Here is a 16,210-nt window from a genome sequence, read left to right on the forward strand (position 1 = left end):
ATTTTTAAGTTTGACAAGTATTGAACGGGGCGTGGCAATCAGAGTTTTGTTTTTTATTGATAAATTATTTTCAGGCTGCCTGAAAGGGGAAAACGCCCCCATCTTGCACGGTGAGCACGCGGTTGAAGCGTTGGGCGAGTTCGTCGTCGTGGGTAACGACGATGAGTGCTGTGCCCAGCTCGGCTTGCAGTTCCAGCATCAGGTCTAGCACGAGCCGTGCATTTTTGCGGTCTAGATTGCCTGTGGGCTCGTCGGCGAGCAGGCATTTGGGATGATTAACAAGGGCGCGGGCGATGGCGGCGCGTTGTCGTTCACCGCCTGATAGCTCGGCTGGGCGGTGCTGGATGCGCTGGGCAAGACCAACTTTTTCCAGCATGGCTGTGGCGCGGGCTTCTGCTTCCTTGCGGGGTGTTTTCCCGATAAGCAGCGGCATCATCACGTTTTCCAGCGCGGTGAACTCGGCAAGCAGGTGGTGGAATTGGTACACAAAGCCTAGATTTTGGTTACGCAATGCGCCGAGTTTGGCTTGGCTGAGTGTTTTGAGGTCTTGCCCGATGATTTTCAGGCTGCCTGAATCGGGTTTGTCTAATCCGCCTAGAATGTGCAGCAGGGTGGATTTGCCGCTGCCTGATGCGCCGATAATGCTCACGCTTTCGTTTTCGTTGATGCTGAAATTGAGGTCGCGCAGCACTTCAACGTTGAGCGCGCCGTCGTGGTAGGTTTTGGCGATGTGTTGGGCTTCTATAATGGGCTTATTCATAGCGTAGGGCTTCTGCAGGTTGGGTTCGGGCGGCGCGCCAGCTTGGGTAGAGCGTGGCAAGAAAGGATAAAAGCAGCGAAATCAGGACAACGGTGATGACATCGGGGGCTTGGATGTCGCTGGGCAGGTAGTCAATAAAATAGACTTTGGCGGAGATGAGATGCGTGCCTGTTTGCATTTCTATCCATTTGATGATGCTGCCGATTTTCCACGCCAGCAGCAAGCCGAAAACCAGCCCGAATAGCGTGCCGAGTATGCCTGCCACCATGCCTTGCACCACAAAGATTTTCATCACGCCGCGTGGCGACAAACCGAGCGTACGCAGGATGGCAATGTCGGATTGTTTTTCGGTTACGGCCATCACTAGCGAGGAGACAAGGTTAAACGCGGCAACAATAATGATGCAGGTAAGCAGCAGGGAAAGCATCCGTTTTTCCATTTCTACGGCGGAAAAATAGCTGCGGTTGTTATCTGTCCAATCTTGCACCCAGATGGTGTTGCGCTGGTTTTCGGGGATAAGCCGTTGCATCACGGCGGGGGCGTTTTGCGGGTCGGCAAGGCGCAGGCGCAACAGCACGCTGCTTTCGTCTTGGCGATAGAGTTTTTTGGCATCTTCTAGGTGAATCAATGCTTTAACGTTGTCGGCATCTTCTACGCCTGTTTTCACAATGCCAACTACGTTGAACTGTTTGAGCCGTGGAGCTACGCCTGCGGGGGTTACGTTGCCTTCGGGGGTGATGACGGTTACTTTGTTGCCGATGGTTACGTCTAGTGTTTTAGCTAGGGCGGAGCCAAGAATGATGTTAAATTCGTCGGGTTTGAGGTCGTTCAGGCTGCCTGCTTCTAGGTTGTTGGCGTAATCCACCACTTTGCGCTCTTGCTCTGGCAGGATGCCATCCAGTTGCACGCCGCGCACTTCGCCTGCGTTCGCCAGCAGGGCTTGCCCTGATAACAGGGGGGCGGTGGCGATGATTTCGGTTTTGTTGGCAAGCTGGGTTTGCAATTGCTGCCATGTGGGCGCGCTGGCGGCATCGGTTTCGCTGGGCAGATAGCTCACCATGGCGTGTGGGGCGATGTTGAGCAGTTGCCCGCGAATTTCTTTTTGAAAGCCGTTGACCACGGATAAGACGGTAATCAGGGCAATCACGCCAAGCGCGATGCCCACGATGGAGATTGCGGAGATAAACGACATGAAGCCGCTGCGTTTTTTGGCGCGTAGGTAGCGCAAGCCAATCCATATTTCTAGTGATGCCATTTGTTTTCAGGCTGCCTTTGCTGGGGTTGGTGGGGATGAAAAGGGGGCGATTGTATCATTAAAAATGTTAAGGAATTTTCAGAAGGCTTATGCGTGGGATGTTTGTTGAATGGCGGGAGCGGATAGGCAGCCTGAAAAACTGCTTGGCGTTTTCAGGCTGCCTGTTTCGTTACCGCTTGCCATGCCGCTCTATGCACCTGCCTACATCGTTTTCCGTTTTCAGGCTGCCTCAACTATAATCCGCGCTTTTGTTGCAACAGGTTTGGGTATGTCTGGCCGCGTGAATCATCAACCGATTTTTTTGCTGACGGCGTTGCCGTGGCGCGAAAACAGCTTGCGCGTGGAAGCGTTCAGCCGCGATTTCGGGCGCGTGTCGCTGCTGGCGCGCAGTGCACGGACGCGCGGTTCGGAACTGCGCGGGGTGCTGCTGCCGTTTGTGCCGATTTCGGCTTCGTGGTTCGGCAAGGAGGAATTGAAAACGGTGCATCGGGCGGAATGGCGCGGCGGTTGGGCGCAGCCGGTCGGGCAGCGGCTGATGAGCGCGCTGTATGTGAACGAATTGGTGTTGAAACTGACCGCGCGGGAGGATGGGCAGCCTGAATTGTTTACGGCGCTGCACGATGTGTTGCGGGCAATTTGCACCGCGCCGCATTTTGCCAGCGCGCTGCGTTGCTTTGAATGGCGCTTGCTCACGCTGCTGGGCTTTGCGCCTGATTGGGCGCGCGATGCGGATGGGCGGCGCGTGGCGGCGGAGGGCTGGTATGCGGTGCAGCCTGAAACGGCGGTGCAAGCGGTGGGCGATGGCGACGCGGACGGCTGGGGCGATGCGGTGCTGGTGCGCGGCGATGTGTTGCTGGCGTTGGGCGCGGGCGATGAACGCGCGGCGGTGGATTGGGCGAGCGCGCGGGCGGCAACGCGCCTGCTGTTGGATTTCAAGCTGCCTGACGAACTGCACAGCCGCAAGGTGTTGCAGCAGCTGAATGGGTTGAAGCGGGGGTTGAAGGCAGCCTGAAACGGCGATGGCTTGTCATTGAATACCCATCATCGTGCGTTCATCACATGGAACTTGTTGCAATCATGTCGGCGAGCCGCCGACGCTCCATTGGTTGCGGGTTTTGCAAAGGCAGCCTGAAAGCAATCATGCCGCAGCCATGCAATACAAAACCGCCCAAGCGATAAACTTGGGCGGTTTTGTTTTTGCGAACTGCCGAATGTCTTACATTTTGTCTTTCACATCCTGAGCGGCATGGCTTACGGCGTTGCCTGCTGCGCTCACGTCTTTGCCTGCGCCTGAAATGGTGTTGCAAGCGGAAAGGGCAAGCATGGATGTGATGGCGATGAGTACGAGTTTTTTCATGGTTAGTCTCCCTAAGAATGGATTTATACAGCAAGCGCTGCGCCGCTATCATACTGCTTTTTACCGCGCCCACGCAATCACTTTGGCTTGGCAAGCGCACCGCCCGCGCCTAGGCAGCCTGAAAACGCTTATTGCCGATAGCCGTGCAGGAAGCGGGCAAGGCGTTCAATCGCTTCTTCAATTTGGCTTTGGTGCGGCAAGGTAACCACGCGGAAGTGGTCGGGGCGTATCCAGTTGAAGCCCGTGCCTTGCACGATGAGCACTTTTTCCTGCGCGAGAAAATCGCGGGCAAATTGCACGTCGTCGCGGATGTTGAATTTTTGAATGTCCAGCTTGGGGAAAACGTAGAGCGAGCCTTTGGGGCGCACGCAGCTTACGCCGTCGATGTCGTTGAGCATTTCGGCGGCGATGATGCTTTGGTCGTAGAGCCGCCCGCCGGGAACGATAAGCTCGTCGATGCTTTGGTAGCCGCCCAATGCGGCTTGGATGCCGTGCTGCATGGGGGTGTTGGCGCAGAGCCGCATGGAAGAAAGGGTGTTCAGCCCGTCGATAAAGCCCGCGGCGGCTTTTTTGTTGCCCGTGAGTATCATCCAGCCTTGGCGGAAGCCCGCCACGCGGTAGGCTTTGGACAAGCCGTTGAAGGTTACGCAGAACACGTCGGGTGCAACGGCTGCCATGTGGTGGTGGATTGCGCCGTCGTACACGATTTTTTCGTAGATTTCGTCGGCGAAAATCATCAGGCTGTGTTGGCGGGCGATTTCGGCGATTTCTTCCAGCACGGCTTGGCTGTATACCGCGCCGGTGGGGTTGTTGGGGTTGATGATGACGATGGCTTTGGTTTTTTCGGTGATTTTGGCTTTGATGTCGGCAATGTCGGGAAACCAGTCGGATGATTCGTCGCACAGATAATGGCGCACGTTGCCGCCCGACAGCGTGGCGGCGGCTGTCCACAGCGGATAGTCGGGCGCGGGAATCAGGATTTCATCGCCGTCGTTGAGCAAGGCCTGCATGGTCATCAAAATAAGCTCGGACACGCCGTTGCCGATATACACGTCGTTTACGTCTAAATTGCGGATGCCATGCGATTGGTAATATTGCACGATGGCTTTGCGGGCGGAATACAGCCCTTTACTGTCGCAATAGCCTTGCGAGGTGGGCAGGTTGCGGATGATGTCCATCACAATTTCGTCGGGGGCTTCGAAGCCGAAGGGCGCGGGGTTGCCAATGTTGAGCTTGATGATTTGGTGCCCTGCTTCTTCCATTTTCATGGCTTCTTGCAACACGGGGCCGCGGATTTCGTAGCGGACGTTTTCTAAGCGGTGGGATTTGGGGAAGTGTTCCATGATGGCGCTTTCGTTAAGAGGGGTTAAGGAAAAGATGAATGTACTCGGTTTTGCATGGCTTGGAAAGATGCTTCAAACAGCAGCCTGAAACGCGCTTATCCGTTTTCAGGCTGCCTTGGGGCTATGCCGCCAGCGTCCAGCGCAGGATTTCGCCCGCGCACATCGGCACCACGCGCGCATCGCCGAAGGCGAAGCTGTCGGGTACGCGCTGTTCGCGTTTTTCCAGCGTGATGGTGCGGGTGTTTTCAGGCAGCCCGTAAAAGCGCGCGCCGTTTCGGGCGGCAAAGGCTTCCAGCTTGTGCAACGCGCCTGCGTCTTCAAAAATTTGCGCGTAAAGCTCGATGGCGTGCGCCGCGCTGAACATCCCCGCGCAGCCGCAGGCGTTTTCCTTGGCGGTTTGGGCATGGGGGGCAGAATCGGTGCCCAAGAAGAATTTGTGCGATGCCGCGCCCGTTACGGCGGCAATCAGCGCTTGGCGGTGGCTTTCGCGCTTGATAATCGGCAGGCAGTAAAAATGCGGGCGCACGCCGCCCACCAGCAGGTGGTTGCGGTTGTACATCAGATGCTGCGGGGTTACCGTGGCGGCGATGTTGTCGCCCGCTTGGCTCACCAGTTTCGCCGCTTCGGCGGTGGTAATGTGTTCAAACACGATTTTGAGCTGCGGCACTTGCGCCATCACGGGCTGCATCACGCGCTCGATAAAGGCGGCTTCGCGGTCAAAAATATCAATGGCGGGGTCGGTTACTTCGCCGTGCGCCAGCAGCAGGATGTTTTGCGCCGCCATTTCGTGCAACACGGGCAAGAGCTTGAACAGGTCGGTTACGCCGCTGTCGGAATTGGTGGTTGCGCCTGCGGGGTAGAGCTTGAAGGCGACGATGCCTGCGGCTTTGGCTTGGCGCACCAGCTCGGGCGTGGCGTGGTCGGTGAGATAGAGCGACATCAGCGGCTCAAACGGATTGCCCTGCGGCACGGCAGCCTGAATTCGGGCGCGGTAGGCAAGCGCTTGTTCTACTGTGGTAACGGGCGGTTTAAGGTTCGGCATCACCAGCGCGCGCGCCATTTGGCGGGCGGTGTGCGGCACGACGGATTGCAAGGCTGCGCCGTCGCGGAAGTGGACGTGGAGGTCGTCGGGTTGGATAAGGGTAAGGGTTTGCATGGGCGTTCCTTTGACGAGTGGATTTTGGGGATTTCAGGCTGCCTTTTGGGGTTTGGGGCGGCTGGGGGACGGATGCGATTTTAACAATTTGTGCGGGGCTTGTTGGCGGGATTTCGTTTGCGCAAGGCAGCCTGAAAAGCGTATTGCGGGATGATTGGCTTGGCTTGATTTATTCGGCATTTTGGCGACGAGCCGTCGCCACGCCATTTGAGGCAGCCTGAAATCTTTGTAAAACGCCCGATATCTCCACCCGCCGTCATTCCCGCGCAGGCGGCAATCTTAGCTAAATTCACACACGGCATTTCTGGTTTTAGCTTCGCAACTCCGCTGCGCTACGCAGGCTGCCGAACTCCTGTGCTTGCGGCTATAATTGCGCTTCATTCGCATCAACAAAAAGAACAGGCGGTTTGCTATGAATTTCTTGTTGTTCACGGTGTTGCCCGCGCTGGTTGTGGGCCAAGCGGCCGATTTTCATTCGGGCGTAACCGCCTTTTTGATTTTATGCGCGGTGTGGCTGCAAAATCGGATGCGCGACAACCAACACGAGCAAGCGCGCAAGCAGCAAGACAACAAGCTGCGCGATTTACAAAACGAGCTGGACATTTTGCACCAGCGCATCAATCAGCAAAACCAAACCATTCAGGCTTTGTTGCGGCAGCCTGAAAACGCCATCACGCGCGAACCCCTTAGGCAGCCTGAAAATGAGCAGCCTGAAAACCATTTAGCCGTGCCGCGGCAAACCGCAAGGCAGCCTGAAACGCAGCCTGCGCCGGTTGCCGTTCAACCAACCGTTCAGCAAACTATTCAACCAACCGTTCACGCGCCCGCCGCCCTTGGGCAGCCTGAAAATCAAGACGACGAATTCAATTTAGACACGTTGGATAACCGCCCCGCCGTCGCCCCGTCCCTTTCTCAATCTACGGCGCAACCCGCTTCCGCCGCCCATCGGCAGCCTGAAACGGCAACCGCCGCCCAAACGCCTGTTCGCAAAAAATCTCAATCCCCCCTGCCCCATCGGCAGCCTGAAACCGCTTGGCAAAACAATGAAGCCGAAGCCGCCCCCAACCCGCTTATCGCGTGGTTTGTGCGCGGCAATCCGCTGTTGAAAATCGGCGTGGTGGTGCTGTTTTTCGGCTTGGCGTTTTTGCTGCGCTATGTGGGCAGCCATTTGCCGTTGTGGTTCAAATATTTAGCCGTGTTTGGCGCGGGGATTGCGGCGGCGTTGGCGGGCGAAAAATTGCACACCAAGAACCGCGAATACGGCTTGGTGCTGCAAGGGTTTGGCTTTGGCGTGATGTATTTAACCGCGCTGGCGGCGTTGAAGCTGCACCGCATTGCACCCGCGCCGATGGTGTTTGCCGCGATGCTGAGCGCGGTGGCGTTGATGGCGGCGTTGGCAGTGCGGCGCGATGCCAAAATCATGGCGCAATTTGCGCTGGTGGGCGGCTTGGCTGCGCCGGTTTTAACGTCGGATGGCTCGGGCAACTATTTGGTTTTGTTTAGTTATTTGGCGTTGCTCAACACGGCGGTGGCGTGGATTGCGTGGCACAAGGCGTGGCGCGGGCTGAACATCACGGGCTTTGCGGGCACGTTTGCCATCGCGCTGTCTTGGGGGCTGCGCGATTACACGGCGGCGCATTTTGCGACAACCGAGCCGTTTTTGCTGTATCACTGGCTGCTGTACACGGCGGTGGCGTGCTTTTTCGCGCGGCGGACTTTGGCGCAGCAGCCGTTGTCAGGCAGCCTGAAACGCATTCCGAACGATGCGCCGCTGGAACGCATCATGGCAACGTTTGCCGTCTATGCCAGCCATATTCGCGGCTTGGACAGCACGTTGCTGTTTGGCACGGCGGTGGCAGCGTTTTCCATGCAATATCAGATGGTGGCGCATTGGCAACACGCGACGGCGGTTTCGGCGCTGGGCTTTGCGGCGGTGTATGCCGTCTTTGCGTTGTGGTTTGCGCGGCAGGATGATGATTTTGCCGTGATGAAACAGGCGTTTGCGGCGTTGGCGCTGCTGTTTGTTACGCTGGCGGTGCCGCTGGGGCTGGATGGCGTGTGGACGGCGAGCGCGTGGGCGTTGGAGGCGGCGTTGGTGTATGCGTTTGGCATGAAGCTGCGCCAGCCGCACACGCGCTTGGCGGCGTTGGCGGTGTTTGTGTTGGCGGCGGTGGCGCAGTTGGGCGACTGGCAGTTGTTCCCGCGCGGCAGTGAAACGCTGATGGGCGGTTCTGTTGCTGGCACGCTGTGGCTGATGGGCGGCAGCGCGGCGATGGCGTGGACATGGTTTAGGCAGCCTGAAAAGCTGGCGGCGTGGGAAAACGGTTTTCAGGCTGCCGTGCAGGCGTTGGCGTTGGCAAACGCGGTGGCGTTGCCGATGATGCTTTGGGGCGCAACGGGCACGGCGTATGCGATGGCGGCTTACGCGCTGGCGTTGGCGGCAGCGCAGTTTCGTCGGCAGAACAAGGTGGTATCGCTGTTTGCGGCGGGCACGGGCGCGTGGGGGATGCTGTTGGCGGCGGATGGCAACAATGGCGGTTTGCAATTAACGGCGGCGGTGTTGGCGTTGGCGGCGGCATTTTTGCTGCACCGCAGCCGTTGGCAGCCTGAAAACGAGGTTACGCTGAATACGTTGGCAGGCTGGGCGTTGCTGCCGTTTGCCGCGCTGCTGGCGATGGGCGGGGCGTGGGCGCTGTTGCCGTTTACGCGCTCGTTGGCTTATTTTTGGATAACGTGGTGGCTGGTGTGGCTGCCGCTGCTGGCGGTTTCGCGCGGGGGCAGATGGACGCAGGGTTTGCAAACGTGCGCGGTGGCGGGCTGGGCGTATGCGGGGCTGCTGTTGAATGTGGGGGATGAGCAAATGGATGCGCCCGTTGCCCATACGCTGACTTTGGCGATGATGACGGTGCTGTCGCTGCGGGCGATGACTTGGCAGCCTGAAAAGCTGCGGCGCAGCGCGGCGTGGCACGGCATTGCGCTAGCGGTGTTCGGCGCGGCGTGGACGGCTTGGCTGGGCAAGCTGGGCGGGCGATACGCGGATGGCGTGTGGGCGCAGCTGGCTTGGCTGGCGGTGCCGATGCTGCTGTGGACGGCGTTTACCGCGTGGCGCAATCATCCGCGTTTGCAGCCGCGCACGGTGTATTGGCGGTGGGGCAGCATGGCGGCGGTGGTGTTTGCGCTGGCTTGGCTGCTGTGGGCAAACTGGTCTGCGCCGCGCGCCAGCGGGCTGCCTTATCTGCCGCTGCTGAACCCGCTGGAATTAGCAACGGCGGCGATTGTGTGGCAGGCGTGGCGTTGGTGCGGCGCATGGCTGCCCGAACACGACCCCGATGCAAAAAAGGTGCAGATTGCGCTGCCTTCGACGTTGGCGTTGTTTGCGGTGAGCGCGCTGGTGATGCGCGTGTGGCACGAATATGGCGGCGTGGCTTGGCGGCTGCGCGATTTGCTGGCTTCGTTCGGCTTGCAGGCGAGCTTGTCGATTGTGTGGGCGTTGCTGGCGATCGGTTTGATGGTGCGCGGCAACCAACAGGCGGCGCGACCGCTGTGGTTTACGGGCGCGGGACTGATGGGCGTGGTGGTGGGCAAACTGTTTTTGGTGGAACTGGGCAACAGTGGCGGCGTGGCGCGGATTGTGTCATTTATTGTGGTGGGGGTGTTGCTGCTGCTGGTGGGCTGGTTTGCGCCGATGCCGCCGAAGGGTGGGGAGGGGGATGAAGAGGGGTAGGTTGGTTGCGGGCTGGCTTGGGGTGGGGGATGAGGCAGCCTGAAAACGATTGGGCGAAATGTTGGCATGGCTGGCTTGATTTAGCATCTTGACGATGAGCCGTTGTCGTTCCATTTAAGCAACCCGCGTGCGCAGCAAAGCTGCACACCCTACGCCTGTTGCTGCGCCCTGCCCTGTTTAGCTTTGTGAACAATAGGCAGCCTGAAACCGTTTACTGCGTTTCAGGCTGCCTTAACTTGCTTGGCGGGCGGTGGCGGCGTTACCAACTATCCCGCTTCATTTTGTCCAGCTGGCGGCGGTCGCGTTTGGTGGGGCGGCCGTCGGGGTAGGCGGCGGTGATGCGGCTGGCTTGGTCTAGCAGTTTTTGCACTTCGCGGTTTTGCGCGGTGGCTTCGTCTTCTTGGTACAGCAAACGCGCTTCGGGCGCGGGGCGGCGTTGTTCGTTGAGCGCGAGCACGGTGAGCTTGTAGGGCAGCGAGTTCAGCGTTAAATCAATCACGTCGCCGACTGTGATGTATTTGCTGGTTTTGGCTTTTGCGCCGTTTACGCTGACACGGTTGAGTTCAATTTGTTTTTGCGCGAGAGAGCGTGTTTTAAAAAAGCGGGCGGCCCAAAGCCATTTGTCTAGGCGCATGGTGGCGGGGGGTTGTTTCATCACGGTGTCCTTGTTGCATTAAACGGGCATATTTTACCAATTTTGCGGGTTGGTATAATCCGCTTCTTTTTATTTTCAGGCTGCCTATATGAATGACAATTTTGATTGGTGGGCGACGGCGGGGCTGGCTCTGGCGCCGTTGCTGCTGCTGGGGCTGATGCCCAAGAGCCGTGTGCGGGAGCTTTGGCTGCGCGGTTATTTGGGCGTGTTGCTGATTGGGGCGGGGCTTTCAGGCTGCCTTGTGTTGCTGCTGCCTTTGCTGTTGCCGCCTGATAGCCATTTTTTGCATGGCTGGCGTTTTTTTTCGTTGCTGTCGGTGCTGCTGCTGATGCTGTCGGCGGGCTTGGTGTTGCTGTTGCCGCCGAGCAATTTGAAAACGATGTTGGGCAATGGTTTGCTGTGGCTGGCGGGGGCGGTGGCTTTGGTGTTGGCGGGGATTGGGGCGGTGTTGCCTGTGATGCCGACTGTGCCGTTTTTGTTGATTACGTTTACTTGCTGGGCAAAAGCGTCGCCGCGTTTTAAGGCTTGGCTGTATCGCCATCCGAGGTTTGGCAAGATGATGCGCGATTGGCAGGAGAAGCGGGCGATTCCGCGGCGGGGGAAGTATATGGCTTGGGGGATGATGTCGCTGTCGTGCGTGGGGCTGTTGATTCGGTTTCCTGAGCGGTGGTATGTGGGGGCGAGCGTGGGGGTAGTGTGTTTGTGTGTGGGGATTTATATGGCGCGGTTTCCTGATGCGTGAGGGGGGGGGGTGAAGCAGCCTGAAAATGGGTTTTTCTGTTTTCAGGCTGCCTTATTGTTTACAGATAAACGTTCACACGCCCGCGCCCGATAAGGCAGCCTGAAAATCAATTTATCCACGACAACGGTTTGGCTTTTTCAGGCTGCCTAATATTGCCAACCATACCGCTGCTATCAACAAATAAAAGCAGCCTGAAAACAATCAAACCCGTTTTCAGGCTGCCTTTTATGGGCGGCGATAGGCGATGGCATCACAACTCTTTCACCAACTCCTCCACCATTTGCGCCGAATGCAGCGCGGCGGTGGCGAGAAATTCGTCAAAGCTGATGCTCGCTTCGCTGTCTGCGCTATCGGAAATGGCGCGGATAATCACAAATGGCTTGCCAAGCTGGTAACACGTTTGCGCGATGGCGGCGGCTTCCATTTCCACCGCTTGCGGGCTGGCAAATTCGCGGCAAATGGTTTCAATGCTGAATGTGTCGTTGATAAACTGGTCGCCGCTCACAATCAAGCCTTGGCGGATGTGGGCAGCCTGAAAAACCTTGGCGGCGCGCTCGGCGGCGTGTACCAAGCTGTGTTCACTCTCGTAGCTGGCAGGCTGCTGCGGCACTTGCCCGATGGCATAGCCAAACGCGGTTACGTCCACATCGTGATGCGCCACTTGCGTGCCGATGACCACGTCGCCCACTTGCAAGCCTTTGCCGATACCGCCTGCGCTGCCTGTGTTAATCACGCAATCGGGCGAAAAATGCTCAATCACCAACGTGGTGGCGATGGCGGCGTTTACTTTGCCGATGCCGCTTTGGCACAACACGATGTCTTTGCCATGCAGCGTGCCTGTGTAGATGGTGGCGGCTTTGCCGAAGCTGTGCGTTTTCAGGCTGCCCAACAGCGTTTTCAAATGGGAGACTTCGGCTTCCATCGCGCCGATGATGGCGATGGTGTTGGCAACCAATGGCTCGCGGCTCATGCAAAAATCTCCGTCCATTCGCTGCGTTTATCCAGCAGATATTGCGCGATTTTTTGCGCGCCTTCCAAGCTGTGGCTCGCCGCCCAACCGCATTGCACCACGTTGCACGCGGGCACTTCTTTGGCAACGATTACATCTTTTAGCGTGGCTTCAATCAAATCCAGCGCGTCTTGGTATTCGGACATATTGAGCAGGGTTACATAAAAACCCGTTTGGCAGCCCATCGGGCTGATGTCCACGATTTTGTCGCTGTGGTTGCGCGACAGCTCCGCCATCAGGTGCTCCAACGAATGCAAAGACGGCATTTCCATGTGGTCTTGGTTGGGCTGACACACGCGCAAGTCGTATTTGTAGATGATGTCGCCGTGGTCGCCATCGGTTACGCAGGCAAGGCGCACATAAGGCGCTTTCACTTTGGTGTGGTCCAAATTGAAACTTTCCACGTTCATGCGTTTTTCGGCAGTGATTTCGGTCATTTGGGGATTCCTTTTGCAAGTTGGGGGAAAGCGCAGATTTTACGCGAAAATACCGCATTAAGGCAGCCTGAAAATGGGTTACGGCGGTTTTGTTTGGCAAAACGGAGTTTCAGGCTGCCCTCACCGCATCCGTCACGGCAACGGGCATCAATTTTGCTCGCCCCATGTTGTCCGCCTACCCCGTTAAGGCAGCCTGAAAACCCCTCTGCGAGGAAAACCCAATGACACGCAAAACCATCGCCCTCGTGCTGACGAGCCTGTTCGCACTCAACGCCTGCAACGACGAAAAACGCCCAACCATCCACACCGACAAACACAACGCATTCACCCATCCCAACATCGTCCACAACAGCAAACGCGGCGATGGCAACGCACGCACACACCGCACGCCTGCTCCTTCGCCCTCCCCCGCCCCGCAACCCGCGCCCAACCGCACACCCAACACGCACACCAACAACATCATGGTGCACGGCAACCAAGCCAACCGCTCAGGCGGGCATATCCACATCGCCCCCCGCCCGAGCCGCAACCCGCCAAACGCAACAACAGCATTATGGTGAACAACAAACGCAACCATGCCGGCGGGCATATTGCACCAACGCCTACTCCAACACCAACGCCCACTCCAACACCAACGCCCACTCCAACACCAACGCCTACTCCAACCCCGCCCGCCGCCAGTCTATGCGCCACACCCCCCGTCGCCACCCGCGCCCGCATCCGAACCGCAGAAAAGGCAGCCGGAAAACGAGCGCGGCGCATTGCGGCAAAACCCAAATGCCGCCGCCTTCATGCCCGCCGCCCAGCACCGCAAACAAAGCGGCTTGATGCTGGATACCGCGCACCGCTTCTATCCGCTTGGCATGCTCAAAAGCTATGTGGACGACGTGGCGCGCGCAGGCGGCACATTCCTCCACCTGCGCTTGTCCGACGAACAAAACTACACGCTGGAAAGCGTTACGCTCGGCCAGCTTGCCCGCCAAGCCAAACAAAACGCCAACGGCAGCTACACCAACCTCGCCACAGGCAAACCGTTTTACAGCGCGGCGCAAATCCAAGAGCTGGCGCAATACGCCAAGCAAAAAGGCGTGGAACTCGTGCCCGAAATCAACGCCCCCGCGCAGATGAATGCCATCCGAAACCTGCTCGCGCGCAAAGACCCGGCCCAAGCAGGCGCAGTCTTCGACAGCAACGACACCTTGCACTACGAAACCGAAGCAGGACAGCAATTCATGCAAACGCTCTATGGCGAAGCAGCCGATATGTTTGCCGACAGCGGCACGCATATCCACATCGGCGGCGACGCGTTTTCAGGCAGCGTCAGCCGCAACGCACACTACATCGCCTATCTCAACCGCATCGTGCTACACCTTAAAGGCAAAAACCGCACCGTGCGCGTGTGGAACGATGCCATTCTCCCCGCCAGCCTCGCCCTGCTGGACAACAGCGTGGAAATCACCTACCACGGCAGAGACGGCAACCGCGAAACCCCCGCCCAGAGCGATGAAAACGCCCGCCCCGCCAGCGTGCTGGATTTGATTCAAGCGGGCTACACCGTGTTGAATTACAACCGCTATTACCTCTCCGCGCAAAACGATGCCGAAAAACTGCGTACCGCCAATTGGCACATCGGCATTTGGGACGGGCAAAACCGCCACAACGCCGTGGATGCCTCGCTGATGGGCGGCGCCGCCGTTGCCATCGAGGCAGACGAAACGCCGCCATACGCCCACAGCGGCGAACCCCCGCGCCCTGATGTCTTCCCGTATCTGAAAGCCGTTGCCGACAAGGTAAAAGAAGCCGGGCAATAAACCACAGGCAGCCTGAAAACGAATGAAACGCGTTTCAGCAAAGCTAAAAGCATTTCCAAGCCGTTTTCAGGCTGCCTATTATTCCAAGAGCCCCACCATGCCCGTTTTTTCCCGCAAAGGCATAGACTGCCCGCAATGCGCCGAGTTTAAAACACGCGTGAAAATGGAAGGCGCGGCGCATTTGCAGCGCACGCTGTGCCATGTTGAAACCGCCGTGTCGCAGGGCATTTTGCGCGATGTGGGCAAAGAAATCGACCCCGCATGGAGCGAATCGCTGGCAGAATGCCGTGCCTTGGGCAGCGGGCGCGACCGCTTCGGCTGGTATGACAGCCTATCGCTGTATTTTGAATGCACCCGTTGCCGGCGGCGTTACCATTTGCGCGGCGATACTTATCACGGCAATGTGTGGTGGGAACAAGCGGTTCAATAATCGGAACGATTAAAGGCAGCCTGAAAACAAGCGAAACGAGTTCCGGCAAAGCCAAATCCCGTTCTCAGGCTGCCCTAATACCAAACGAAACAACACCGTCTCGGTTCACCGCGCTGCCGGCGCAACCCGAACCAAGATGGCGTTTAACCCGACCGTCCTTTTGCGCAGCCGCCACATTTTCAGGCTGCCTCACCCCCAGCCGCAAACCGCTGCAACACTGCCTGCGCCGCCATCTCGCCCGATTGCACCGCCGCTTCCAAAGTCGCAGGATAGCGCGGATGCAACCAATCCCCCGCCAACCAAATCGCATACCGATTCAACACATCTTGCGATGGCACAACGCGCCCCACCCGCGAGGCAATCGTCGCCCGCTTTTCCGTAATCGCCTGCCACGCCACAGGCTTGCCCACATCAGGGCACACCCGCAGCACATCGCCATGCACGCGCTGCGCCCATTGCAGCGGCGTGGCGCGGATGCGATGCGACAAACTCACCACCGCCGCAATCTCATTCGCCCCCGTCAAACGGCGGCGGTCAACCAACCATTGCGCCGTCCCCTCCGCAAAGCCCGTCATCAGCGCAGGCAACCTGAAAGCGCGCGCATATTTCAAATACACCGTGGTAATCGGGTAATAACGCAAATCCCTGATTGCCAAGCGCACCTCCTCCCCCAGCGACGGCGGCAACACGCCCTCCACATGATACGGCGCGGTCGCAACCACCGCCCCATCAAAGCGCTCCCCATCCACGCGCACCCCGCGCCGATTATCCAGCAACACCCGCCTCACCCGCTGATTGGGCAGCCAAGCCGCCCCCTGCCGCTGCAAATACGCCACAACCGGCGCGGCAAACGCCCGCGTCAAATCCACCTTCGGCACAAAATAATCGCTCAACTCGCACTGCGCCCACACCCCGTCCGCCAACACAGCGCACAACACATTCAAACTCGCCTCATCCAACGGCGTATTCAGCGCCCCCCACACCATCGGCTGCCAAAATTCCGCCAGCCATTTGCGCGACACCCCCTGCGCATCCAGCCACGACTGCACGCTTTGGTCGGGCAGATGGCGTTTATGATGCGACTGCAAACGTTTCAACTGCCGCACCAGCGCCGTTTTTTCCCCCAGCGACGCATTTTCCCCGCGCAACAGCCCCGTGAGCAAATTCAACGGCGCAGGCAGCGACCAAGCCGCCTCAAAACGCAGCCCATCGTGCAAATACCAGCGCAACGGCTGATGAAAAAAACACCGCCGCCAATCCGCCCCCGCCTTATCCAGCAGCCTGAAAACGCCCTGATACGCCCCAATCAGCAAATGCTGCCCGTTGTCCAAAAACGAAAACGCATCGCCGGACACGCCGCGCGCGCGCCCGCCCGCCACACGCCCCGCTTCATACAACGCCACGTCCGCATGTTCAACCAAATGCGCGGCGGCGGACAACCCCGCCCAGCCTGCGCCAATCACCGCAATTTTAGGTTTCTTCATCATCATCCAATCAGGCTGCCGCAAGCGAGCCGTTATTTAATTAACAT

At 58.3% G+C, this 16,210-nt stretch carries 16 protein-coding genes; 6 read left to right on the forward strand and 10 right to left on the reverse strand.

Going from position 1 to position 16,210, the window contains the following annotated elements; translation table 11 throughout:
* Positions 1-70: 70 nt before the first annotated feature.
* Both lolD and JDW22_RS03810 read right to left on the reverse strand, forming a co-directional pair.
* Positions 71-760: a lipoprotein-releasing ABC transporter ATP-binding protein LolD gene (lolD, locus tag JDW22_RS03805; protein ID WP_003794493.1), complete on the reverse strand. Its 690-nt coding sequence runs from the start codon at positions 758-760 to the stop codon at positions 71-73.
* Positions 753-2,015, reverse strand: a complete 1,263-nt coding sequence (locus JDW22_RS03810) for a lipoprotein-releasing ABC transporter permease subunit (protein WP_200521771.1) — start codon at positions 2,013-2,015, stop codon at positions 753-755. The genes lolD and JDW22_RS03810 overlap by 8 nt, the downstream gene beginning before the upstream one ends.
* A 268-nt stretch (positions 2,016-2,283) precedes the next feature.
* On the opposite strand from JDW22_RS03810, the gene recO reads away from it, so the two are divergent.
* Positions 2,284-3,027: a DNA repair protein RecO gene (gene recO / locus JDW22_RS03815; protein ID WP_407929577.1), complete on the forward strand. Its 744-nt coding sequence runs from the start codon at positions 2,284-2,286 to the stop codon at positions 3,025-3,027.
* A 204-nt stretch (positions 3,028-3,231) separates the two neighbouring features.
* Here the strand turns inward: recO and JDW22_RS03820 are convergent, their stop codons facing one another.
* The 4 genes from JDW22_RS03820 to JDW22_RS03835 form a co-directional block, all read right to left on the reverse strand.
* Positions 3,232-3,372 carry an entericidin A/B family lipoprotein gene (locus JDW22_RS03820; RefSeq protein ID WP_200521773.1) on the reverse strand — a complete coding sequence of 47 codons (141 nt, stop codon included), beginning with the start codon at positions 3,370-3,372 and terminating at the stop codon, positions 3,232-3,234.
* A gap of 128 nt (positions 3,373-3,500) precedes the next feature.
* Complete coding sequence (locus tag JDW22_RS03825) at positions 3,501-4,715, reverse strand: pyridoxal phosphate-dependent aminotransferase (RefSeq protein ID WP_200521774.1); 1,215 nt, start codon at positions 4,713-4,715, stop codon at positions 3,501-3,503.
* A gap of 121 nt (positions 4,716-4,836) precedes the next feature.
* Positions 4,837-5,871 carry a dihydroorotase gene (pyrC, locus tag JDW22_RS03830; RefSeq protein WP_200521775.1) on the reverse strand — a complete coding sequence of 345 codons (1,035 nt, stop codon included), beginning with the start codon at positions 5,869-5,871 and terminating at the stop codon, positions 4,837-4,839.
* 33 nt (positions 5,872-5,904) lie between these two features.
* Positions 5,905-6,078 (reverse strand): hypothetical protein, encoded by a 174-nt coding sequence (locus JDW22_RS03835; protein WP_200521776.1) that lies wholly within the window; start codon positions 6,076-6,078, stop codon positions 5,905-5,907.
* 205 nt (positions 6,079-6,283) lie between these two features.
* Here JDW22_RS03835 and JDW22_RS03840 point away from each other — a divergent pair, with 205 nt between their 5' ends.
* The gene (locus tag JDW22_RS03840; protein ID WP_200521777.1) at positions 6,284-9,595 is read left to right on the forward strand and encodes a DUF2339 domain-containing protein; all 3,312 of its coding nucleotides are present in this window, start codon (positions 6,284-6,286) and stop codon (positions 9,593-9,595) included.
* 259 nt (positions 9,596-9,854) lie between these two features.
* Here JDW22_RS03840 and JDW22_RS03845 read toward each other — a convergent pair whose 3' ends face one another.
* Positions 9,855-10,250, reverse strand: a complete 396-nt coding sequence (locus JDW22_RS03845; RefSeq protein ID WP_200521778.1) for an RNA-binding S4 domain-containing protein — start codon at positions 10,248-10,250, stop codon at positions 9,855-9,857.
* Between the two features lie 88 nt (positions 10,251-10,338).
* Here JDW22_RS03845 and JDW22_RS14070 point away from each other — a divergent pair, with 88 nt between their 5' ends.
* The gene (locus JDW22_RS14070) at positions 10,339-10,992 is read left to right on the forward strand and encodes a YbaN family protein (RefSeq protein ID WP_329610694.1); all 654 of its coding nucleotides are present in this window, start codon (positions 10,339-10,341) and stop codon (positions 10,990-10,992) included.
* Between the two features lie 250 nt (positions 10,993-11,242).
* Here the strand turns inward: JDW22_RS14070 and JDW22_RS03855 are convergent, their stop codons facing one another.
* Both JDW22_RS03855 and JDW22_RS03860 read right to left on the reverse strand, forming a co-directional pair.
* Positions 11,243-11,947, reverse strand: coding sequence for a 5'-methylthioadenosine/adenosylhomocysteine nucleosidase (locus JDW22_RS03855; protein ID WP_200521993.1), 705 nt, complete (start codon positions 11,945-11,947; stop codon positions 11,243-11,245).
* 11 nt (positions 11,948-11,958) lie between these two features.
* Positions 11,959-12,438 carry an S-ribosylhomocysteine lyase gene (locus tag JDW22_RS03860; protein WP_200521779.1) on the reverse strand — a complete coding sequence of 160 codons (480 nt, stop codon included), beginning with the start codon at positions 12,436-12,438 and terminating at the stop codon, positions 11,959-11,961.
* Positions 12,439-12,659: 221 nt separating this feature from the next.
* On the opposite strand from JDW22_RS03860, the gene JDW22_RS03865 reads away from it, so the two are divergent.
* The 3 genes from JDW22_RS03865 (at position 12,660) to JDW22_RS03875 (ending at position 14,679) form a co-directional block, all read left to right on the forward strand.
* Entirely contained in the window at positions 12,660-12,998 is a 339-nt protein-coding gene (locus tag JDW22_RS03865) for a hypothetical protein (RefSeq protein ID WP_200521780.1), read from the forward strand.
* A 15-nt stretch (positions 12,999-13,013) separates the two neighbouring features.
* A complete protein-coding gene (locus tag JDW22_RS03870; protein ID WP_200521781.1) occupies positions 13,014-14,249 on the forward strand; it encodes a family 20 glycosylhydrolase in 1,236 nt (411 codons plus the stop codon).
* Between the two features lie 97 nt (positions 14,250-14,346).
* Positions 14,347-14,679, forward strand: a complete 333-nt coding sequence (locus tag JDW22_RS03875) for a hypothetical protein (protein WP_235964726.1) — start codon at positions 14,347-14,349, stop codon at positions 14,677-14,679.
* Positions 14,680-14,858: 179 nt separating this feature from the next.
* Here JDW22_RS03875 and hpnE read toward each other — a convergent pair whose 3' ends face one another.
* Positions 14,859-16,169, reverse strand: coding sequence for a hydroxysqualene dehydroxylase HpnE (gene hpnE / locus JDW22_RS03880; RefSeq protein ID WP_200521783.1), 1,311 nt, complete (start codon positions 16,167-16,169; stop codon positions 14,859-14,861).
* Between the last annotated feature and the right edge of the window lie 41 nt (positions 16,170-16,210).

It is taken from the genome of Kingella bonacorsii (assembly GCF_016623605.1).
GTDB lineage: Bacteria > Pseudomonadota > Gammaproteobacteria > Burkholderiales > Neisseriaceae > Kingella_B > Kingella_B oralis.